At 60.6% G+C, this 22,044-nt stretch carries 20 protein-coding genes; 4 read left to right on the top strand and 16 right to left on the bottom strand.

Annotation, left to right across the window (positions count from 1 at the left end; translation table 11 throughout):
- Positions 1–12: 12 nt before the first annotated feature.
- The 4 genes from FHX05_RS21015 to FHX05_RS21000 all read right to left on the bottom strand — a co-directional run bounded on the left by FHX05_RS21015 (position 13) and on the right by FHX05_RS21000 (position 4,486).
- Entirely contained in the window at positions 13–963 is a 951-nt protein-coding gene (locus tag FHX05_RS21015) for an ABC transporter permease (protein WP_183874240.1), read from the bottom strand.
- Positions 960–1,904, bottom strand: a complete 945-nt coding sequence (locus FHX05_RS21010; protein WP_183874238.1) for an ABC transporter permease — start codon at positions 1,902–1,904, stop codon at positions 960–962. The genes FHX05_RS21015 and FHX05_RS21010 overlap by 4 nt, the downstream gene beginning before the upstream one ends.
- Positions 1,901–3,388 carry a sugar ABC transporter ATP-binding protein gene (locus FHX05_RS21005; protein WP_183874236.1) on the bottom strand — a complete coding sequence of 496 codons (1,488 nt, stop codon included), beginning with the start codon at positions 3,386–3,388 and terminating at the stop codon, positions 1,901–1,903. Before FHX05_RS21005 ends, FHX05_RS21010 begins: the two co-directional genes overlap by 4 nt.
- A gap of 81 nt (positions 3,389–3,469) precedes the next feature.
- Entirely contained in the window at positions 3,470–4,486 is a 1,017-nt protein-coding gene (locus tag FHX05_RS21000) for an ABC transporter substrate-binding protein (protein ID WP_112337679.1), read from the bottom strand.
- Between the two features lie 296 nt (positions 4,487–4,782).
- On the opposite strand from FHX05_RS21000, the gene FHX05_RS20995 reads away from it, so the two are divergent.
- From FHX05_RS20995 to FHX05_RS20985, 3 genes are all read left to right on the top strand, one after another.
- On the top strand, positions 4,783–6,021 hold the full coding sequence (locus FHX05_RS20995; protein WP_183874234.1) for a sensor histidine kinase: 1,239 nt from the start codon (positions 4,783–4,785) through the stop codon (positions 6,019–6,021).
- A complete protein-coding gene (locus tag FHX05_RS20990; protein ID WP_112413301.1) occupies positions 6,018–6,749 on the top strand; it encodes a response regulator transcription factor in 732 nt (243 codons plus the stop codon). Before FHX05_RS20995 ends, FHX05_RS20990 begins: the two co-directional genes overlap by 4 nt.
- A gap of 99 nt (positions 6,750–6,848) precedes the next feature.
- Positions 6,849–8,378 carry an altronate dehydratase family protein gene (locus FHX05_RS20985; RefSeq protein ID WP_183874232.1) on the top strand — a complete coding sequence of 510 codons (1,530 nt, stop codon included), beginning with the start codon at positions 6,849–6,851 and terminating at the stop codon, positions 8,376–8,378.
- Positions 8,379–8,390: 12 nt separating this feature from the next.
- Here the strand turns inward: FHX05_RS20985 and FHX05_RS20980 are convergent, their stop codons facing one another.
- The 3 genes from FHX05_RS20980 to FHX05_RS20970 form a co-directional block, all read right to left on the bottom strand.
- The gene (locus FHX05_RS20980; RefSeq protein WP_183874230.1) at positions 8,391–9,386 is read right to left on the bottom strand and encodes a GntR family transcriptional regulator; all 996 of its coding nucleotides are present in this window, start codon (positions 9,384–9,386) and stop codon (positions 8,391–8,393) included.
- A gap of 335 nt (positions 9,387–9,721) precedes the next feature.
- Positions 9,722–10,363: a phospholipase gene (locus FHX05_RS20975; RefSeq protein ID WP_246699024.1), complete on the bottom strand. Its 642-nt coding sequence runs from the start codon at positions 10,361–10,363 to the stop codon at positions 9,722–9,724.
- A gap of 14 nt (positions 10,364–10,377) precedes the next feature.
- Positions 10,378–11,334: a VOC family protein gene (locus FHX05_RS20970; RefSeq protein ID WP_183874227.1), complete on the bottom strand. Its 957-nt coding sequence runs from the start codon at positions 11,332–11,334 to the stop codon at positions 10,378–10,380.
- Positions 11,335–11,504: 170 nt separating this feature from the next.
- Here FHX05_RS20970 and FHX05_RS20965 point away from each other — a divergent pair, with 170 nt between their 5' ends.
- Entirely contained in the window at positions 11,505–12,494 is a 990-nt protein-coding gene (locus FHX05_RS20965) for a LysR family transcriptional regulator (RefSeq protein WP_183874225.1), read from the top strand.
- Between the two features lie 87 nt (positions 12,495–12,581).
- Here FHX05_RS20965 and FHX05_RS20960 read toward each other — a convergent pair whose 3' ends face one another.
- The 9 genes from FHX05_RS20960 to FHX05_RS20920 all read right to left on the bottom strand — a co-directional run bounded on the left by FHX05_RS20960 (position 12,582) and on the right by FHX05_RS20920 (position 21,975).
- The gene (locus FHX05_RS20960) at positions 12,582–13,469 is read right to left on the bottom strand and encodes an intradiol ring-cleavage dioxygenase (protein WP_183874223.1); all 888 of its coding nucleotides are present in this window, start codon (positions 13,467–13,469) and stop codon (positions 12,582–12,584) included.
- 9 nt (positions 13,470–13,478) lie between these two features.
- Positions 13,479–15,233: an FAD-dependent monooxygenase gene (locus FHX05_RS20955; protein WP_183874221.1), complete on the bottom strand. Its 1,755-nt coding sequence runs from the start codon at positions 15,231–15,233 to the stop codon at positions 13,479–13,481.
- Positions 15,226–16,344, bottom strand: a complete 1,119-nt coding sequence (locus FHX05_RS20950; RefSeq protein ID WP_183874219.1) for a branched-chain amino acid ABC transporter permease — start codon at positions 16,342–16,344, stop codon at positions 15,226–15,228. The genes FHX05_RS20955 and FHX05_RS20950 overlap by 8 nt, the downstream gene beginning before the upstream one ends.
- A 1-nt stretch (position 16,345) precedes the next feature.
- On the bottom strand, positions 16,346–17,209 hold the full coding sequence (locus FHX05_RS20945; RefSeq protein ID WP_112337689.1) for a branched-chain amino acid ABC transporter permease: 864 nt from the start codon (positions 17,207–17,209) through the stop codon (positions 16,346–16,348).
- Positions 17,206–17,916, bottom strand: coding sequence for an ABC transporter ATP-binding protein (locus FHX05_RS20940; RefSeq protein WP_183874217.1), 711 nt, complete (start codon positions 17,914–17,916; stop codon positions 17,206–17,208). The genes FHX05_RS20945 and FHX05_RS20940 overlap by 4 nt, the downstream gene beginning before the upstream one ends.
- Positions 17,916–18,635, bottom strand: a complete 720-nt coding sequence (locus tag FHX05_RS20935; protein ID WP_183874215.1) for an ABC transporter ATP-binding protein — start codon at positions 18,633–18,635, stop codon at positions 17,916–17,918. The genes FHX05_RS20940 and FHX05_RS20935 overlap by 1 nt, the downstream gene beginning before the upstream one ends.
- Before the next feature lie 80 nt (positions 18,636–18,715).
- On the bottom strand, positions 18,716–19,999 hold the full coding sequence (locus tag FHX05_RS20930) for an ABC transporter substrate-binding protein (RefSeq protein ID WP_183874213.1): 1,284 nt from the start codon (positions 19,997–19,999) through the stop codon (positions 18,716–18,718).
- 36 nt (positions 20,000–20,035) lie between these two features.
- Positions 20,036–21,097, bottom strand: a complete 1,062-nt coding sequence (locus FHX05_RS20925) for a maleylacetate reductase (protein ID WP_183874211.1) — start codon at positions 21,095–21,097, stop codon at positions 20,036–20,038.
- On the bottom strand, positions 21,094–21,975 hold the full coding sequence (locus FHX05_RS20920; RefSeq protein WP_183874209.1) for a dioxygenase: 882 nt from the start codon (positions 21,973–21,975) through the stop codon (positions 21,094–21,096). Before FHX05_RS20920 ends, FHX05_RS20925 begins: the two co-directional genes overlap by 4 nt.
- Positions 21,976–22,044 lie beyond the last annotated feature (69 nt).

Below are 22,044 nucleotides of genomic sequence, written 5' to 3'. Positions count from 1 at the left end.
GGGAGAAAAGTGTCAGCGCCCGCCAGCGGGGCGACCGCCGGCAACGAGAATGACGGCAATAATAATCAGGCCGGTCAAAACAAGCCTTGGGCCCGCGCCGAAACCGTAAGTGTTCAGCATGGAGACGACCAGAAACATGAACAGCGAGGCGCCCCAGATGCCCGGCACGTTGGAATCGCCGCCGGCAACGGCCGTTCCGCCGATGATGACGACGGCAATCGACATCAACAGATATTCCGCGCCCATGTTGAGGGCTGCGCCGCCGGAGAAGCTCGCGAGCAGATAGCCGCAGATCGAGGCGAGGATGGCGCAGAGCACATAGGTCGCAAGACGCGTTCCGTCGACGGGAATGCCGGCCATTCGCGCCGCAAACATGCTTTGACCGATCGCCGAGATCCAGCGCCCATAGATCGTCTTTTCAAGGAGAATCCAAGCCAGCGCCGACAGCAAAAGGGCGAAGATGGCGACATTTGGTATGCCGAATACCCCCGATGTCGTAAATTCGGCCAGATATTCGGGCGGCTTGATGCGAAGGCCGCGGTTGCTCCAGATGGCAGTCGACTGAATGATGAAGCTCATGGAGAGTGTTGCAATGATCGGCGGAATGCGCAGCAGCTTGATCAGGGCATAATTGCCGATCCCGATGCCAAGGCCGATGACGACCGAGACCAGCAGGCCCGGCACGATCATGCCGTCTTCGACATTCATGAGTTTTAGCGCGAGCGTACCGGCAAGCGTCATCGTCGCCGGCACGGAAAGATCGATATTGCCCGGCCCGAGCGTGATGACGAACATCTGGCCAATGCCGACGATAACAGAAAATGCCGCAAAGGTGAGTGCAGCCTGCGACAGGCCGATGGAACTGGCACCGCCGGTAAAGAGAACGGTGATGATCCACACCGCGATTGCCGCGACAAAGGACCATATCCAGGGTTTGCGGCCGAGCACGGCAAGCGCGATCATGATTGTTTCTCCCGCTTTTCGACGCGATTGAGCAAGAGCCTGAGGGCGAGCACAATAATCAGGATTGCGCCCTGCGCGCCGATCTGCCAGTCGGGCGATATCCGCAGAAACGATAGGAAGGACCCCGCCAGGGTCAATGTCAGCGCGCCGATGACTGCCCCGACCGGCGAGACGCGGCCGCCGGTAAACTCCCCGCCGCCGAGGATGACGCCGGCGATCGACAGCAATGTGTAACGCAGCGCGATATTCGCATCCGCCGAGGTGGTCAGCCCGACCAGCGCAATGCCGGCCAATACGGCAAAGAAGCCCGCCAGCGCATAGGCCGCGGCACGCAGGCTGACGACGGACCAGCCTGCACGCTGCAGCGACCGCTGATTGCCGCCCACACCGCGGATCAGCACCCCGAAGGAGGAGCGCATGACGATCAGATGGGCAAACAGCGCGATAACAATGCTGGCTATGATCGCAATGGGGACAAGCGGCGGCTTCGAAGTCATCAGCCAGCGCGCCCAATCGGGTGCGGTGCCGCCCGGGGCCGGCAGGAGTAAGACCGCCAGGCCGCCCCAGACGAAGCTCATGCCGAGCGTCACCACGATCGATGGCAGATCTCTGATATAGATGACGATGCCGATTGCGGCATAGACTGCAATTGCGACCGCCAGAATGAGGATACCGACGAGCGGAGCAGATTGCAGATAGGTTGCCGCCACACAGGCCGTGAAGCTGACGAAGGTCCCCATCGAGAGATCGAGATCGTTGACCGACATGATCATCATCTGCGCGATCGTCGCGAGCGCAATCGGTACGGCGAGATTGAAGAGCAGATTGAGGCCGATATAGCTCATGGCGCGCGGCTGCAGATAAAAGACCGCGGCGAGCAGGACGGCGAGCGATAGCGCCGGAATGAGCAGACGCAGGGTAGCGGAGGACGGACGGCTCATGCGCCCTCCCCGGCAAAGGAAGCCGCCAGCACATTTTCCTCCGTAATTTCGTCTCCAACCAGTTCGGCGACAATTGCGCCGTCGCGAAAGACATAAGCGCGGTCGCAGAGCCGGATCTCGTCCATTTCCGTCGAATACCAGATAAATGTCCGGCCGGACGAAGCCTCGTCACTCAAGATCCTGTAGACCTCCTGCTTGGTACCGATATCGACACCGCGCATGGGATCGTCCATCAGCACGATCGGCGCAGTCGTTGCCAAGGCGCGGGCGAACAGCACTTTCTGCTGATTGCCACCGGACAGGGACAAGATGCCATTTGCCATCGTCGGCGTACGGATTTCGATGCGGCCCTTCCAGTCGGCACCGAGGCTATCCTCCCGCCCGCTATCGACGATCGACAGTCGCGAAAAGTCGCCCAGTGAGGCGATGCTGAGGTTTTTCAGGATGCTCCAAAGCGGAAACGTACCGTTCAAGCTCCGGTCGCCGGCCACGAAGGCGATATTGCCTTGCCTGCCCGGCAGCCAGTTGTGCGAAAGCGAGCGATGAAGATCGAGCAGCAAGTCAGTCTGGCCATGACCAGCAAGCCCGGCAAGTCCTATCACTTCACCCTTGCGAGCATTGAAGCCAAGGCCTCGGCCTCCTCGCGCCGGCAGTGCAAGCAAAGGAGACGATGCGGCGCCTTCCCCGCTGCGCTTGCGATCTTGTTCCTTGACGACACTACCCATCGCCTGGACCAGGCTGTGGACGGTGAAGTCCTGAGCGGTGCGATCGGCGACGACTCGGCCGTCCTTCATGACCAGAATTCGGCTTGCGGTCGAAAGGATCTCGCCAAGAATATGCGAGATCAGCATCACGGCACCGCCTGCTTGAACGAAGCTGCGCACATAGGTCATCAACTGGGCGGCAAGACCGGCATCGAGGGATGAGGTCGGCTCATCAAGGATGACCAGCTTCGGCTTCTCGCCGACGGCACAAAAGGTGATCGCGATCTCCACCATCTGCCGCTCGGCGATCGAGAGTTCGCCGACGGTCCGCATGACGTCGATCCTGTGACCGGCGAAAATTTCGTCGAGCTTGGCGCGAACGATTGTCGCCGCCTGCCACCGCCAGCTCCAGCCGGCAAGGCCGCGATGGACCACCCGCATGTTCTCGACGACGGTGAGATTCGGCGCGAGTGACAATTCCTGAAAGACGCAGCGTATGCCGTGGGCGCGCGCCGCATTGATGCCGTGCACGCTGTCGTCTCCCTCATAGGTAACGCTGCCCTCGTGCGGGCTGAGGCCGCCGTTGATGACGTTGACAATCGTCGATTTTCCGGCGCCATTATGGCCAACAAGTCCGATGCACTCGCCGGCAAGAACCGTCAGATCGGCGCCATCGAGCGCCTTTACGGCACCGAAATGCACCTTGATGCCACGGGCGGAGACGACGGCCTGCGGGCCGGCATCCTGTCTCTTCAAAGCATTGTCTTTGGCTGCAATCATGGATCGTCCGGGTCGGGCGTTTGATCGGCAGGCGCCGCCTCTTCATCGGCGGCGCCCGTCTCTACGGCTCGCAGATATCGGTTACTTCGCCGCGGCGATCACCTTCTTGGCGTCGTCGAGCGTATATTCGACATTCGCGACACCGCCGGCCTGCGTGTTGGCAAGGTTGGTTTCGAGATTGTCCTGATCGATGCGCAGGAATGGAACGACCAGGTCCTTCTTCACCTCTTTGCCGTCCAGAATCTGCTGGGCGACCCAGAAGGCGAGCGTGGAGACGCCGGGCGCGATCGAGACCGACATGGTCTCGTAGCCGCTGGCATCCTTCTCTTTCTTCCACCAGGCAAGTTCATCCTGGCGGTTGCCCATGACGATCGTCGGCATGGGGCGCTTGGCGGCGGCAAAAGCCTGGGCGGCACCATAGCCGTCACCGCCCTGGGTCACGACCGCGGCAATATCGGGAAGGCTCGGCAGAATGCCGGCGACGGCGCGCTGGGCGACATCCTGAGCCCAGTCGCCGTGAACCGAACCGACGATCTTGAACTGCGGATATTTGGCGGCAGCCGCGTGGATACCGGCTGAGATCTCGTCATCGACGGAGACGCCGGCAAGTCCGCGGATTTCGAGCACATTGCCGCCCTTCGGCATCTTCTTGGCGAGATATTCGATCTGGCTGGCACCCATGCCCTTGAAATCGACGGCAATGCGCCAGGCGCAGGGCTCGGTCACGATGCCATCGAAGGAAACAACGACGATCTTGGCATCGCAGGCTTCCTTGATCGCGCCGTTCAGCGCCGTCGGCGAGGCAGCATCGATGACGATCGCATCATAGCCCTGCAGGATCATGTTCTGGATCTGGGCGGCCTGCTCGGTTGCCTGGTTTTCAGCCGTCGTGAACGGATCGGCCGCGGCAACGACACCGGTCTTGACCGCTTCGCCCGTTACCTTCTGCCAGCTCGTCAACATGGCCTGGCGCCAGGAGTTGCCGGCATAATTGTTCGACAAGGCAATTTTCTTGGATGACGTATCTGCAAAGGCAGCCCCCGGCGCGGCAACGCAAGCGATGACGGCGGATGCCATAAGCATCTTGGCAATATTCATTTTTTCCTCCCAAAGAGCCTGTACTTCATCTTCCAGGCCAAGATTTCCGAGCGCGCTCCTCAACGAACGATCGAAAATAATATTTGCACTGAAGGTTACCCTGTCAGTAGAAACAGGATGTCCGAGATTGTGACGCTTGTACAGGCGCTTAAAGGGTGGGACCTTGCGGGATCCCGCAGAAAAGATGCGCAAGTCCGCAAGACGGATGGCTCGGATCGGCGCTTAATAGCGTCGGAAATTTGCATGCTGCGCGGCCGGAGGAGCAGAGGCCGTCGCTTTGCCTGGGAGGGCGTGTCTTGCGCGATCTGGCGCCGCAATCGGTCTTCGACCACTATCTCAACATATCGAGGCTTCTTGCAGGTCAGCTCGACTTTCACTCAGTCATCCAGGCCGTCGCCGCCGAAATCAGCCATGTTATCCCGCATGACCATCTCGACGTCTGCATCATCCTGATGGACGAACAATTTCATACCGCCTACGAGAGCGGCCTGGAAACGGATTGGGGTCGCCGCTTTCCCGCACCCGTGAGCAACAGCCCCATCCGCACGCTTCTCTGGGGCGAGACCGATTACCTCTTAACCGACGATGCCTGGAGCGATCCCCAATTCCATTTTCAGGGTTCTTTCTCGCACCCGATCTTTCATCAATCGCTGCATAGCCGTCTGCACGTGCCCCTTAAAGTTCAGGGTCATATCATCGGCGCCCTGTCCTGCTCCAGTCACCAGATCGGCCTCTACACCATGCGAGATATCGAAAGTGCCCGTGTGATTGCCGATCTCCTCGCACCCCACTTCTTTGCAATTCGCGCCGCCGACCAGGCCAAACGATCGGCGATCGTCGAGGCCGAGGCCCGCGCCCGCGAAGAGGGTTTGCGTCTCGGTGCCCTGAAGCTGACCGAGGCGCTGGAAGCGGAACGCCAGCGCATTGGCATGGACCTGCACGACCAGATTCTCGCCGATCTGACCCGCCTCTCCCGGCGGCTGGAACGGCTTGCCCGCCAGCCCGATGTCACCGGTGAAGCGCTTGAGCCGCTCTTTCGCGGTTTGCAGCACAGCATGCACGATCTTCGCCAGATCATCGAGGAGGCCAAGCCCTCTGTCCTTCAACTGTTCGGTTTCGCGCAGGCGATCGAGAACCACCTTGAACGGTCGATCCAGGAGAGCGGCGCGACTTTGACCTGGACACTGAACGACGAGACCGGCGGCGCGATCGACTGCCTTGAACAATCGGTGTCGATTGCCCTGTTCCGCATCGCGCAGGAGGCCATCAACAACGCCATTCGCCACGCTCAGGCTGAGAGCATTGCGGTTCATCTGAAAGCGGTCGAGGGTGCGGTCACCATTGATGTCGTCGATGATGGTGTGGGGCTTGCAAATACCCGCAGATTATCGGGCGGCGGCATCGAAAACATGCGCACGCGTGCGCGGCTGATCTCAGCGCGCTTCGCGATCAGGGCCGCTGCGGCGTCCGGTGGAACGATTGTCAGTGTCAGCCTGCCTGCCATCGCGCAAACGGCTGGAGGAGCTGCCGCATGAAGGTTCTGATCATTGAGGACGATCCGCTCCATCGCTCCTATCTCAATGAAGCGATCCGCGCTGCACTTCCTGAATGTGATGGCGTGCTGGAGGCGGAAAATGGCAATACGGGCGAACGGCTGGCGCGGGATTTGAGGTCCTCTCACATCGTCATGGATCTGCAGATGAGCCAGCGCAATGGCATCGAGGCGGCCCGCACGATCTGGAAGGAGCGACCGGAGACGCGCATTCTTTTCTGGTCGAACTATTCGGACGAGGCCTATGTTCGCGGCGTTTCGCGCATCGTGCCCGCCGGCGCCGTCTATGGCTATGTCCTGAAATCGGCCTCGGACGACCGCCTGAAGCTGGCGCTTCGCAGCATCTTCATCGAAAGCCAGTGCGTGATCGACCGCGAAGTGCGCGGCATGCAGCAAAAGAGCCTCGGCAACGTCAACGGTTTCACAGAGGCCGAATATGAGATCCTGATCGATATCGCTCTTGGATTGACCGATCGCGCGATCGCCCAGAGGCGCAATCTCTCGGTCCGCAGCGTCCAGAACCGATTGCAGCAGCTCTATGTGAAACTCGGCGTCTATCAGCCGCTCGGCGGTCAGGATGATGATGGTCGTTTCAATCTGAGAGCGCGCGCGGTGGCCGTGGCCTTCTTAAGAAAACTCCTCAACCACAGCGCGCTCGAACGTGCGGAAGCCGATCTTTCCGCTTGGCTGGCGCGCCAACCCCGCGACTGAAAGCAAGCCCTGCCCGCTACGTCGATCTTGCTTGACGTCTTCCCTTGAATAATTGTCTATTGCTAGCAATAGACAATAATCCAACATACGGAACCTCCCATGCCCGCCGTTTCGCCTGTCATCCTGCTCAACTCCATTGACGATGTTGCGGTCGCTCGCGTGATGATCCGCGCCGGCAGCCCGACCGGCATCGACGGCTTGATTACCGCAGACCAGATCCCGCGCGGCCACAAGGTGGCCGTTCGCGACATCCAGGCAGGCCAGGAGATCCGCAAATTCGGCCAGCCGATCGGCGTCGCAACGCAGTTCATTCCGGCCGGTGGCCACGTGCATCTGCAGAATCTGGCCGTGATCGAATCCGACCATCCCTATCAGTTCAGTGTCGATATCGAAGAGACAGGCATGCTGCCGCGCGAGGACTGTCGGACCTTCATGGGCTTTGACCGCGGCGCCGGCGGCGTCGGTACGCGTAATTTCATCGGCATCATCACGACGGTCAATTGCTCGGCAACCGTCTCGAAATATATCGCCGAACATTTCAATCGCACCGGCGGGCTCGAGGGCTTCGACAATGTCGACGGCGTCGTGGCGCTGACCCATGGCGGCGGCTGTGCCGTCAGCACGCAGTCGGAGGGCTACCGCTATCTGGCCCGTACCCTCCAGGGCTATGCGCGGCATCCGAATTTCGGCGGTATCCTGATGATCGGGCTTGGCTGCGAAACCAATCAGATCGCGCCCATTCTGGAGCATTACAAGCTGGAAGAAGGAAACCGACTGCGCACCATGACGATCCAGGATTTGGGCGGTACCCGCAAGACGATCGCCGCCGCATCCGAAATGATCAAGGACATGCTGCCGGAGGTCAATTCCGCCACCCGCACCGTCCAGCCGCTTTCCGGCATCAAGCTCGCCCTGGAATGCGGCGGCTCCGATGGATATTCAGGCATTTCGGCCAATCCAGCGCTCGGCTATGCCTCCGATCTCCTCGTGCGCAATGGCGGTACATCGGTTCTCGCGGAAACGCCGGAGATCTATGGTGCGGAACACCTGCTGACGCGCAGAGCGGTCACGCCCGCGGTCGCCGAAAAGCTGCTCTCCAGAATCGACTGGTGGCGCGACTATACCCGCCGCAACGGTGCGGAATTGAACAATAACCCCTCCTATGGCAACAAGCTCGGCGGATTGACGACGATCCTCGAGAAGTCGCTCGGCGCGGTCGCCAAGGGCGGCTCCATGCCGCTCAAAGCCGTCTATGAATATTCTGAGATCGTCGACGAACCCGGTTTCGTCTTCATGGACACGCCCGGCTACGATCCTGTCGCCGTCACCGGCCAGGTTGCCGGCGGCTGCAATGTGATCTGCTTCACGACGGGCCGAGGCTCCGTCTCCGGCTTCAAGCCGGCGCCCTGCGTCAAGATCGCCACCAACACCGAGATGTACAACCATATGCGCGAGGATATGGACATCAATTGCGGTGACATCGTCAGCGGCGACGATACGATCGAGGCGGCCGGCGAGCGGATTTTCGAGGAGATCATCGCTGTCGCCTCCGGCAAGAAGACCCTGAGCGAGACCTTCGACTACGGCGACAATGAATTCGTTCCCTGGCAGGTCGGCGCCATCACCTGATGGTGCCGCGCATCAGACGATGAATGGGTATTCGTCCGGCTGGTATTGCTCGCGGATATAGGCGGCGCGTGCCTGTACGCTCGGTTGCGAGTTGCGAATATGATCTCGCATGGCTTTGCGCAGCCCCTCCTCGTCTCGGTCTTGCACCATTTTAAAGACACCGATGTGCTCCGACAGGAAGGGCTCGTATTCCGGCCTCTTGATGCGACTGCCGACGATATGCTTGCTGAGCGTAAGGATGCAGTGCGTCCGCTTCAGGATGCTCAAGAACTCCTTGTTCGGGCAAGCCTGAAGGCTGCGCAGATGAAGATCGAGCTCCAGCTCGTACATGGTCGAGGCCGAGACATCGGGATAATCCGCAAGCGCCTGCGACAGCCGCGCGAGCATTGTATCGACGTGGTCTCTTGAAAGCCCGCCCAAGGCGCTTGCGAGCGCCACAGGCTCGATCTGTTCGCGCACCTCATAGAGGTCACGGATACGCTGGCTGTCGAGCGGGACGATCGACCAGCGAAAATTGTCGTCCTTTTCGGTGATGCCAAGCGTCTCGAGCCTTAACAGCACATCACGTGCTACGGCGCGCCCCACGCCGAAATGCCGTGCCAACTCGTTTTCATTGATGCGATAACGGCCGAAAAAGGAGCGATGGACGACGATGCGTTCGACATCCTCGTAAAGCGCCTGCCATGCGAATACCGGCCTATCACCATCTTCGTCGAACAATTTGCCGAGATAATCGCCGAGCTTGATCCGCTTCGGTGGTGTCCCTGCCTTACCGACAATGAAGCCGCGGCCATTGAGACGCGCGATCAGGCCGCCATCGAACAACATCTGCAATGCCTGACGAACCGGCGCCCGGCTGCTGCCGACCAGATCGGCAAGGGCGGCCTCGGTCAAGACGACACCTTCAGGCACCGCTCCGGCGAGAATCTCTGCCCTCAATCGCTCGTGAAGCTGCTCATAGAGCCTAATCTTTCGCAGGCCGCTGCTTTCGACTTGGGATGGGCTCATCTCGTTCCATATTTCATCAAAGGGCCAGCATCTTCGCTGTCCTCATTACCACATCCAGTTCAAAACCTCCCCCATGTCCTACCGCAAGGCCTTTTCGCAGGAAATCGACGTGAGCCGACAATTCGCACCATAAAAATCGTTGATCACGACAGGCGATCGCCCCCTTCCGCGGCGCAATGGCGGTTCGCGCCACGCCCTGGCGACAGCCCTAGCCGCTAATCGGGCGATTTCAGTTAGGGTTTTGGCAGCCCTTTTTCCGCGCCGCTTTTGGCAAGACAATTGCTGTCGCTGTTCATTTCAAAATTGTCGATGTGTTGCCTAACGCAACTTGCCGGCTACAGAACCACGCCGTCACCGCGGACAAGGGTCGAGAGCATAGTTTCAAGCCCCGCAATCTCTTGGGGCGAAACCTCGTGCGCGCGGTCGGGCAGAACGTCGCAACGCAAACTCGCCCGTGCCCGTGCAAGACTTTCAGCAGCGTCGGCAAAAGCATCGACAGGGATCCACGGGTCCTTGTCGGATCCGGTCAGATAAACCGGCATGCGATCAAGGTCCGCAAAGGGTCTGTCGCACTCCGAAGTGCCAACGCGGCAACCAGTAAGATTGACCATGGCACCCCGCCATGGCCCGTATTTCATCGCATATTCCAAGACTAGGCACGCGCCCTGGCTGAAGCCGCCGATCAGCAGAGGCGTGGCGTGACGGCGACGGGTCAATTCGTCGGTAATACCGCGAATATAAGCCAGCGAGGCTTCCAGTTCCTCTCGCGTTGCCGGCGTCAACCGTTCCGTAGCTCGCGCGCCATACCAGCTTCTACCGGCAGCGCGCGGCAGTACGAAAGCCACGCCCAACGTCTTAAGCCGACCGATCACATGCTCGTGCATCTCTTCAGGTGACTGGGTGCGCCCATGGATGAAGACGCAGTAGACTTGGGCCTCCTCGGGTGCAGCGCCGAGCAGGAGAGGTTCATGATGCATCGCCATCTCCCAGCTTAGAAGTTCGCCGGTTCCAGGCCAGCGATCAGCTCTTCGCGACGATTCTCGAACCACGGCGGGAAGACCAGGGTGGTGCCGATCTGGTCAGCCGGCTCATCAAGCGCCCAGCCGCCCTCGACCGACCAGGCGATCTCGAACAGCGCGCCGCCCGGCGAACGGACGTAGCAGGACTTGAAATAGTTGCGGTCCTTCTGGTCGGAAACGTCGGTGAATCCCAGCCCCTCCAGATGCGCCTTCAGCTGCAGCTGATTCTGCTCGTCGCCGGTGTTGAGCGCCAGATGATGAATAGTGCCGCCGGCAAGCGTCCACGTGCCCTGCGGGCTATTTGCTTCATGCAGGATTTCTACCATGCTGTTGGGACCGTTTGCGTTTGGGACGGAGAACATCAGTCCCTCGTTGCTGTCGGCTTCCTTCGTCATCGACAGGCCGACAGTCAGGAAGTCATCCATGGCGGTGCGGTCAAACACGGCAATCGCCGCGCCGTAGATACCCTTGATACCATGCTCGGCCGTAACCCCTTGCGCCTCATTGACGATGGGCGGCCGGTTGTCGGAGGGGCTTTCCACCAGTTCATGGGGAATGCCGCACGGATGTTTGAAGGCTACGCGCGCGATGCCGAAGCGCGATATCTTCGCAGCCTCGATGCCGCGGGCATTGAGCCGCTCGACCCAGTAGCCGCACGCACCGGCGGGGATCGCCTGCTGGATAATCTTCGACTGGTTCGTACCACGCCTGCCGAAAATGGCGGGTTTGCGGAACGGAAAGGTGGTGATGATCGTCGAAGCCTCGCCGCTGTGAGACCCGTAATAGAGATGATAGACAGGGATGGTGCCATCGAACAGCACGGTACGTTTGACCGAATAAAGGCCCAACGCTTTGGTGTAAAAATCATAGTCCTCTTGCACACCGTCGGTGCAAAGGGTCAAGTGATGATAGCCGCTGACAAGTGCCATCGTTCTCCTCCTCCTATAAAACAAACGATCGTCCCAGGGGAGCGGCTCCTCCTCCGCATTCCTCCCCATTAGTTCGCAATCAGCTCTTAGCCCCTCGCCAACCACTGCCAATATAGCTGATCTAAAACGGCGATTGATGAGATTGTTCATAAATACTATAGCATTTTGCTATGAAGATCGTGGAACATCACCTTGTTCAGCTGGCCGCCGTCATCGAGACTGGAGGCGTAACGGAAGCCGCCGCCATGCTCGGCATGACGCAGTCGGCCGTATCGCGAACCATCTCCATCCTGGAGAAGCGAGTGGGTGAACCGCTATTCGTCTCGGGGCGACGGCCAATGCAGCCGACACCGCTCGGCGAACAGCTCGGCCTGCAGGGCAAAGCAATCCTCGCGTCATCGCGCAAGGCGATGGAAATCATCCGCAGTTTCAAGTCGGGTTCGTTCGGCCGCGTGCGGATTGGCGGCGTGCCTTTCTTCATGGATGCGGTTGTCTCGCCCATGATCGCCTCGTTCCAACGCGACGAGCCGGGGATCATGGTGCACCAGTCCTACGGCAACTATTCCGACCTGGTAAGCGAGCTCGAATCCGGTGGAATCGATGTCGCGGTCACACCGACGGGCTCCGCCGATCTTCGGGCCGACCTGCAGTTCGAACCATTGCTGCCTGCCCGAAACGTGCTGGCCTGTGGCGCTGGCCATCCGCTGATGCGCAAGCGCAATCTGGCAACCGAGGACATCCTCAACTACCCTTGGGTCGCTCCCCTGCCCGGCTCGCCGCTGGTACTGGACTTGCATAATATTCTGCTCACGCTCGGCATAGAGGAGGTTTCGATCCGTTATGCCGGAGGCTCTCTGATGAGCGTCTTGAATTATCTGATCGGAACGGACGCTCTGGCAATCCTGCCGCTTTCCGTCGCTTACGCGTTGCGCCGGGAAAACAGGATCAGCGTCATTCCGCTTGATATCCCGCAGCCGGAACGGGCACTGGGGATCATGACGAGAACGAAGCCCTATTCAAATCCGGCCGGACGCAAGCTTGTTGGACATCTGCGGCGCGAATTCTCCGAGCTGCGTCGATCAGTCGAAAAGCACGATCGCGAAATCCATTGGGCTCACGGACCTTTCATGGCCGAGCGCGAACGAAAGGGCCCGGACTGAGCCGGGCATGAGTACACAGACGGCTCAAGATATAAGAGAGTCAAACGCAAGTTGTCGCGTCCCGCTCCTTGGCATCGTCCGCAGAGTTTAGCTCTTCTTCGAAGGTGCCAGCACGAAATCGTATTCGACCTCCCAGAACCAACCTGGAAACTCCAGCTCGCGTGCCCGCACCGCATCGTCGACCCGCTTGAATTCGGCCAGCAGGCTTTCCTTGACGCCAAAGACGGCGTCGGAGTTGATATAGGGATCGTGAGGATCGAAGATGTGTGTCGTTAGCGTCTCGAACCCGTCGGCCTTGAGGATGAAATGCAGGTGGGCCGGGCGGTACGGATGGCGGCCGAGCCCCGCCAGGAGCTTGCCGACCGTGCCGTCGTCGGGGATCGGATAGAACTTCGGCTTGACCGCTCGGAACCAGTAGCGACCGTCCTCGCCGGTGCGGAACACGCCGCGCAGATTGAAGTCGGGCTGAATGCCCTTCTGCTGGACGTCATAGAATCCTTCGTCATTAGCCTGCCAGACGTCGAGCACGGCATTGGCAACCGGCCGGCCATCGATATCGAGAATGCGGCCATGAATGACCATATCCTCGCCTTTCTGATCGAGGCAGATGTTTGCCCCCATCGGCAATTCGGGCGCGTCCGCGACATGGAACGGTCCGAGCACGGTCGATTCCGACGCACCCGACGGCTTGCGGTTGTTGATCGCATCGACAAGCATCGACACACCGAGCACGTCCGAAAGCAGGATGAACTCCTGTCGCCACTCGTTGCAGAAATGACCGGTCTGGGTCAGGTACATGATCGCTTTGAACCATTCATCCTGCGTCGGCTCGATTTCCTTGACCGCCTCATGCAGCTTGCGCGTGATGACCTCCATCACCTGCTTCAGACGCGGATCACGCGCATTGGCGTTGCGCCCGGTAACGACCTCGACGGAGTTCTCCTCCGTGAAAAATCCCTTTTCATGCGTTTCCATAGCGAAATCTCACAGAGCTAGAACAAAGGATAGCGCGCGACGAAGCTCCGCCACCGGGTCTTCCGCGATGGTTTCGCGACGCCAGCAGACATGTTGGTCGGGTCGCACGAGAATAATGCCACTGTCGCGGACCTCACGCAGATTGGCCCAGTCGCCGGTCAGATCTTGCCAATGCTGGCGCGGCCCGATGATATGGGCTTCGATGTCGAGACCAAGTTCACGGCCGAGCTGCTTTGCTGCCTCGACCCAGCCTCGGCCGCCAATGCCGGTGAGCACCGTAAAGCGGCCCTTGCCGCAAAGATCGAGCGTCGAGGCCTTGGTTCCGTTGTCGGCAAAGATCCAGGCATGCGGCAGCCGCGCGCCCGGCCAGGTGGTCGGCTGGTAGTGCAGCTCCGCATCCTTCTCGAAGGCCGGCTCCGGCTGACCGTCGGCGAGAACGGCCTCCGACCGATAGCGCTGGTTCATCTCGACGCCGTGAGCATCGAATTCATAGACCTTGGCTGCGATCGCCTGACGGATGGCAGCGCGCTGCGTTTCGGCCGCCGCCGTATCGTCGCAGCGCGCATCCATGTTCTGCTGCATTTTCACGGGGTCGATGGAATCGAGCAGGCCAAGCGCCTTGAAGATCGGCCCGAACTCCTCGATCGACTTATTGGCTCGGGTCACAATCTGCTTGGCGATCGGCGCGCGCTCGCGCTGGTAGCTGTCGAGCAAGGCGGGACCAGCCTTGCCTTTCAACACGTAACTGAGTTTCCATGCGAGATTGAAAGCATCCTGGATCGACGTATTGGAGCCCAGTCCGTTCGACGGCGGATGCCGATGGGTGGCATCCCCCATGCAAAAGACACGGCCGTTCTGCATTGTGGTTGCATAGAGGTTATTGACGGTCCACGTCGAAACCGACTGGATTTCCACCGCCAGCTCGCGATCGCCGACAAGGTCACGCACCACCTTGGTGGCGAAGGCCGTGTCTACGTCCGGCGCTGGCTGATTGATGTCGTATCCCCAGACGATCAGCCATTCATTCCACGGCCGCACCATGCGCACCAGGCCCATGCCAATGCCGCCGACGTCGGCGCCTGGCTGGACGACCCAGTAGAGCACAGAGGGGCGATGGGCGACGTATTTCGAAAGGTCGGCCTTGAAGAGGATGTTCATTGATCCGCCGACGCCCATACGGCCCTCGAAGGTGAGCCCTGCATCTTCCGCCACCTTGGAATTGCCGCCGTCTGCGCCAATCAGGTACTTGGACCGGACCGTGAGCTCCCCGCCGGTGAGCCTGTCGCGGCAGGTCGTCGTTACGCCGTCGGCGTCCTGCTCGTGGCGAATATATTCGGTCGACATGCGCGCCTGCGTGCCGCGCGAGCATGCTGTCTTGAAGAGCAACGGCTCCATGAAGGTTTGGGGCAGGTCGTTCATGTGCGAGGGCGACGACAGCTGGTGCTCGGCCCGGCTCACTGGATGCGTGCCCCAGCTGCGCATCCGGCCGATCTCTTCGCCGGCAAGCGAGGTGCAAAAGACGTTCTGCCCCATCAAATCTTGCCCAGTGGCAAAGAGATAGGCCTCGTCCTCGACATCCTTTCCCAGATCGCGCAAAACCTCCATCGTACGTTGGTTGGTGATGTGCGCACGCGGCGTGTTGGCCAACCAACGGTAGCGGTTGATGACCATGGTCTCGACGCCGTAGCTGGCAAGCAGCGCCGCTGAGGCCGAGCCGGCAGGGCCAGTCCCTATGATCAAAACGTCGGTGTTGATGTCAGCCATGCGGCCCTCCCTTGATAGTCTTGGTCAATGGTCCGCCGGCAAGGATGCGGCGAACGGGGAAAAGTTGAAGTCCGGTGCGCTCGGTAAAGAGGCCCCACAGTCCGCGCGGGGCAAATAGCATGACGGCAATGCCGAGAAGGCCGAGAACGAGCAGATACCAAGAGCCATAATCGGCAAAAAGCTTCTGTAGAATGAAGAAGACGATGACGCCGACGATCGGTCCCTCGATCGTACCGATGCCGCCGATGACGACGATGAAGATCACATAGGCGGTCCAGTCGGTGACCGAGAAGGCGGCGTCTGGCGAGATGCGCGCTTTTTGCAGGTAAATGAGCGCGCCGGTCAGGCCCGTGACGAAGGCGGCGGCGAGATAGACGGCAAATTTAATGCGGTTTGGATCGATGCCAACCGATCTTGCCGCCTCGCGATTGTCACGCACGGCGGCAAGCCCCAGTCCCTGCTTGGACCGCAACAGCCGATAGGCAAAGCCAATGGCGGCAAACGCTAACAAAAGCGCCAACCAATAGCACACCATATCCGCGGCCTGGGCAGGCCGCACGCTGAGCCAATCGGCGGCGAGGCGGGCGCCTGGCAGATCGCGCGTGATGCCGGAAGGCAACGATGTTCCCGTGCCGCCGCCGAGCGCCTTCCATTGCGCCAGAGACAGCCGCACGACCTCGGCAATCACCCAGGTCCCGATCGCGAAATAGGCACCGTGTAACCGGAAGACGAAGAAGGCCGTCGGCACGGAAAGCATCATGGCGGCAAGCCCGCCGAGCATGATCGCGACAATAGGATTGAGCCCGCTGAGGATGACGGCGGCGGACATAATATAAGCCCCGAAGCCGACGAAGGCCTGCTGGCCAACCGAAACGAGCCCGGCATAGCCGGCAAGCAGGTTCCAACATTGCGCGAGCGTCAGCATCGTCAGGATGAAAAAGAGGTCCTGAAGCGCCGCGCGTGGCACGAAAAAGGGAGCGGCAACGCCTGCTGCAATCATCGCAACGACGAGAAGCACTGCAAACGACGAGGCGCGATCGCGGGTCGATACGGTCCAGCTAGGCGGCGGCGCAGGCGAAGCGGAGTCGGGGGAAAGCGTATCGTGCACCATGTCAATCGACCGCCCTTGGAAAAAGCCCGCGCGGGCGGACCAACAGCACGAGAAGAAACGCCACATGCCCCGCGAGGATCTGCCACTCGGGGTTGACGGCTGCGCCGATCGTTTGTGCGACACCGATGATCACGCCGCCTGCGAGCGTACCCCAGAAGGAGCCGAGTCCACCAATGATGACCGCCTCGAAGGCGTAGATCAGCCGCGCCGGCCCCATCGTCGGGTCGAAATTGGCGCGCGTGCCAAGAAAGAGGGCCGCGATCGTTACCACAACCATCGCGAGGCCCGTCGCGGTCGCGAAGATGCGGTCGGAGCGGATGCCCATCAGACCCGCCGTGGCGCGATCGTCCGAGGTGGCGCGGAAGGCGCGGCCGAGGCTTGTCTTGTAGAAGACGAGGTTGAGGCCGACGATGACGGCAATCGCCGCCAGGAAAGTCAGCAGCGGCATGGTGCCGACACTGATCGGCCCGATCTTGAGAGACGCGGTTTCCAGCGCGCCCACCGAAACGCGACGGCTATCGGCAGAAAAGCCTTCCAACAGCGCGTTCTGAATAACGACCGAAAGGCCGAAGGTGACAAGCAGCGGCGGCAGTATGTCGTCTCCGATGGTGCGATTGAGCAAGAGGAACTGCAGGCCCCAGCCGACCGCATACATCACCGGAACGGCGACCAGTGCCGCGACGAAGGGATTGAGCCCGAGCGCGCTGACCAGCACCAGAAGCAAGAAGGCGGCCAGGACGATGAGATCGCCATGCGCGAGATTGACCAGCCGCATGATGCCGAAAACGAGGCTCAAGCCGGCCGCGAACAGAGCGTAGAGGCCACCAAGCAGAATTCCCTGTATAATCGTGTCGAGCCAGTTCATCCCGCATGCACTCCGAAATAGGCAGAATGGATGTCGGCGCGGCTAATTGCGTCCGGCTTTCCATTCAGCGTCACCCGTCCCTCCATCATGCAGTAGAGGCGGTCTGCTACCTTGAGCGCCTGGCCGATATCCTGCTCGACGATCACGATGGCGGCACCCTCGGCGCGGATTTTGGGAAAGGCCGCGTAAATATCGCGGATCACCACTGGTGCCAGGCCGAGGCTGATTTCGTCGCAGAGCAACACCCTTGGATTGGACATCAGCGCCCGGCCGATCGCCACCATCTGCTGCTGACCGCCCGATAGCGCTGTGCCGGGATTGTTGCGCCTTTCCCTCAAGACCGGAAAGAGCTCGTATATTGTCTCAAGCGTCCATGTCCCTTTGACGCTACGCCCATATTTTCCAATCAGCAGATTTTCCTCCACCGTCAGAGACGGGAAGAGCTTGCGACCTTCCGGCACCATGGCGACGCCGAGCGCCATGACCTCGGGGGCTGGCAGCGCGCCGATGGGTCTTCCATCGAAGCTGATCTGGTTTGGCGCATTAGCGAGCATGCCCGAAATCGAGTGCATCAGCGTGGATTTGCCGGCGCCGTTCGCGCCGATGATCGCCAAAGTCTCACCGGCATCAAGCGTGATGTCGACCCCAAAGAGCGCCTGGAAGTCGCCGTAGAAAGCCGTAAGACCCTGTGTTTCAAGAAGTGCCATCAGACGTCAATCCCAAGATAGATCTGGCGGACCGCCTTCGATTCCATGATCTCGGTCGGCCTGCCGAGGCCGACCACCTTGCCGAAATTCAGCACGAGAAGACGGCTCACCACGGAGTTGAGGGCATGAAGCACGTGTTCGACCCAGATGATGGCAACACCGGCTCCGTGGATTGTCCGGATCGTCTCCACTAGTTCACCGCACTCGCCCTCCGTGAGGCCGCCGGCGATCTCATCCAGCAGCAGCACCTTGGGCTCGGTCGCCAACGCCCGCGCAAGTTCGAGGCGTTTGCGTTGAAGTAGGCCGAGACTACCGGCCGCCTGATTGGCGCGTGCGATCAGGCCGGTGTTCACCAGAATATCCGCGCAGCGCTCCGACACCTCCCGCTCGGTCTTTTGTGAACCGTAGGCCGCGGCGACCAGAAGGTTTTCGAAAACGGTCAGCTGCTGGAAGGGCTGCGGGATCTGGAATGTGCGGCCGATCCCCGCCAGGCATCGCGCCATCGGCGGCTGGCGCGTCACGTCTTCGTTGCGATAGATAATCCGCCCCTCATCGACGCGCAGATTGCCGCTGATGAGATTGAACAGGGAAGATTTTCCGGCACCGTTCGGCCCGATGATGCCGAACGCCTCTCCGCTCTCCAGCGCAAATGACACGTCATCCGCGACCTTTAGGGCGCCGAAGCTCTTCGAAACATTTTCGAGGGCAAGTATGACCATCTTCTTCCTGATTGGTGTCTGTTTCGTCCGTTCGCCGAATCCGACGCATGACCGCCTCCGGGGCAGCCCCCGGCAGCGCATCACGCTGAGGCGATCGGCTCCATCTTGCCGCCCGCAGGAATATTGGGAGCGGTCCTGTTGTCGGTGATGACGAGATCGTAGCCACCGCCGTCCTTCAATCTCCACTGACCGCCAACGAGCGGTGTCTTGGCCACGTTCTTCGCGGCAAAAGGCGGAACATTGGCACCGTTCCAGGCGACCGGACCGACGATCGTGTCCAGGTTGGTCGCCGCGATCGTCTTGATTACAGCCGCGCTGTCCGTCGGGTCCGCCCGCTTCATGACATCCGCAGCCACCTCGAAGAGCGCGTGAACGAAGCCGATCGGCTGCGTCCAGGGCCGGCCTGTGGCCTTTGTGAAGCCTGCGGCAAGTTCCGCGGCGCTTTCTCCCGTCAGCGAGGACTTGAAAGGATGACTGGCCGACCACCAGACCTCGCAGGACAGATTGTGACCGCTTTTGCCCAGAGCCTCGACCGCCTGGGGGAACAGGATGGCCTTGCCGATGGAGGCGATTTTCGGATGGAAGCCCTGTTGTTTTGCCTGGTTCCAGAAGGTGGTGAAGTCCGGCGGGATCATGACGCCAGTGATGACCTCGCAGTTGCCCGACTTGAAGGCATTGATCTGTGCGGAAAAATCATCGGTCATGTTCTGGTAGCGGCCGGGATCGGTGAGGGTGTAACCGCCTTTTTCGAGAACCGGCGGGAAACCGACCACTTTATCGCCCCAGGCATTGCCATCCCCGTCGTTCGGGAAGAGGCCGCCCACCTTCTTGTTGGTTTCCAGCTGTTGCCACATGTTTGTGTAGACAGCGATCACATCCTCCAGGCCCCAGAAGAAGTGGAAGGCGCTGTTGAAGGGCTTCCACGATGACGGGTCACCTGGGTTGGCCTGCTGACCAATGAACCAGGGCTGCCAGGGCGCGGCCGTCGAGATGCAGGGCATCTCTTCCGCCTCGCAGGTAGTGGCGACCGGATTGGTGGTTTCCGGCGTCGATGCGACGAGCACGAGATTGACCTCGTCCTTGACGATCAGCTCCTTGGCGACTTCGGCGGCGCGGTTCGGGTTGGACTGGCTATCCTTGACTATAATTTCATAATCGAGCCCGGCAGCCTTGGTCTTGGCCAGGAAGCCATCGAGGATAAACTTGTCGGCCTCGGCGAAGGCGGCAAGCGGCCCGGTCTGCGGGCTGACATAGCCGAGCTTGATCGCCTTGCCCTTGGCGATCGCGGGCATGGCCAGGCTGGATGTCGCGGCAAGCGCGCTGGTCGCTGCTGCGGTTTTCAGCAGGTTACGTCTCGTAAACATTTTTGGTTTCCTCCTCCCAAAGTAAACACAAGCGTTTTAGAGTGGCGGGCGTTCTCCCGCCCATGCGTCCTGAAGCAGCGTTCGGATCGAGGCTCGGTCGATCGGCCGCGGATTGGCATAAGGGTTGCGCGTGGCGATTTCGGCGGCGCGGTCGAGATCGCTCTCGGTGAGGCCGAAATCCTTCAGCGCCAGCGGCGAGCCAACGGATTTGGCGAAATCGTAGAGCCCCTGGCCCGGCGTGCCGCCGAAAATGTCCCCGATCGGTGCAAGCAGCTCCGGCACCGCCGCAGCATTGAAGCCGATCGTATGCGGCAGCATAATCGCGTGTGTCTCTGCATGCGGCGTGTCGAAACTTCCACCCAGCGTGTGGCAGATCTTGTGATGCAGCGACATGGAAATCTGTCCAAGCACGGTGCCGCAGAGCCAGGCGCCATAGAGTGCCTTTTCCCGCGCCTCGGCATCCCGCGGCGCCTTGACGATCACCGGCAGCGCCTCGGCAAAGGCGCGCATACCCTCGATCGCCATCATGGTGGTGATGGGGTTGCGATCATCGGCATAGAGACCTTCGGCGGCGTGCGCTATGGCATTGAGCCCGCTCGTGACGCTCATAGCGACCGGCAGGCCAAGCGTCAGTTCGGGATCGTAGATGACCACCTCCGGCACGATCTTCGGGCTGCGAACCGTCGTCTTGATGCCGCTTTCCGTCTGACCGAGGATCGGCGTTACTTCCGAACCGGCGTAGGTGGTCGGCACGACAAGCTGGTGAATGTCGGTACGGTAGGCCATTGCCTTGCCAAGACCGGTGGTCGAGCCGCCGCCGAGCGACACGACGCAATCGGCCTGAAGCGCGGCCGCGCGCGCCAGGGCCTGCTCGGTGACATCGACCGGAGTGTGCATCGTCGCACCCGCGAACGTGCCCACGGCAAGCGCGCCAAGACGAGCGGCCAGCGCCTCGCCGTCAGCGGCCTGCTGCGGCGTCGTCAGCACTAGCGCGCGGCGGCAGCCCAGCGTCTCGATCCATTGGGCAACGCCGGCGCTCGCTCCGGAAGCAAAGACGACGCGTGTCGAATGCGGCTGATAGGAAAAATCGAGTGTCATGCCGACCTGCGCTCCTCTCGCGCCCGCACCATTACGAAGGTGAAATCGAGCGACCAGCCATTGTCCCTAACCGGCGCTGGCCCATCGAGGCTGCCAACGGGCAGGAAGGTGCCAACCAACTCCTGCTTGACGCCAAACAGTGCGTCCTGCGACAGATGCGGATCGTGCCCGTCATAAACGTGGGTGCTGATCGTCTGGAAGCCGGGCGTGGTGATAGTAAAATGGAGATGCGCGGGGCGGCGCAGCGGATAGCCAATCGCATGCAGCATCCGTCCGACCGGTCCGTCGCAGGGCACGGCATAACCGCCCGGTCGAACCGTCCTATAGGAAAAGCCGCCATCTGCGTCGGTGCTGAAAACGCCACGCAGATTGAACTCCGGCTGGAGATCCGGCTGCTGGTTCTCGTAAAATCCCTGCGCATTCGCCTGCCACGTCTCAACCTTCGCGCCGGCGACGGGATTTCCGTCGAGGTCGGTGACGCGGGCATTGACAGCCAGCGGCTCGCCGATGCCGTCGAGCGATATATCCGCACCCGACATAAGCCGCGGCGCATCGGCGCGGTAGAACGGGCCGCGCACGGTGTTGGGCGTAGCACCCTTCGGTCGGCGGGTGTTGATCTCCTCCACCAGCGCCGTCACACCCAGAAGATCGGAGAGCAGTACCCATTCTTGCCGCTTATGATCACTTGCGTGACCAACTTCGGTCAGAAATTCGATGGCGTGTCGCCAGTCCGCATGGGTCGGCCGTGTTTCCTTGATGGCCTGGTGGATATGTCCGACCAACGCTGTAAGGAAGGCCGGTAGCGGTCCGGCGCACTGCGCCAGTCGCTCTGCCACAAGGGCAGCCGAATCCGCTTCTGTAAAAGACGTGATCCCCATACTTCCTCCTCAACTGCACGTTATCAGTTCGAAACGTAGCAGTTGATGATTTTTCTCCTATTTAATATA

The organism is Rhizobium sp. BK491 (assembly GCF_014194925.1).
In the GTDB taxonomy this organism is placed as follows: domain Bacteria; phylum Pseudomonadota; class Alphaproteobacteria; order Rhizobiales; family Rhizobiaceae; genus Rhizobium.
Note: the sequence above shows the minus strand (reverse complement) of the source record. Positions and strands in the feature narration are given on the sequence as shown.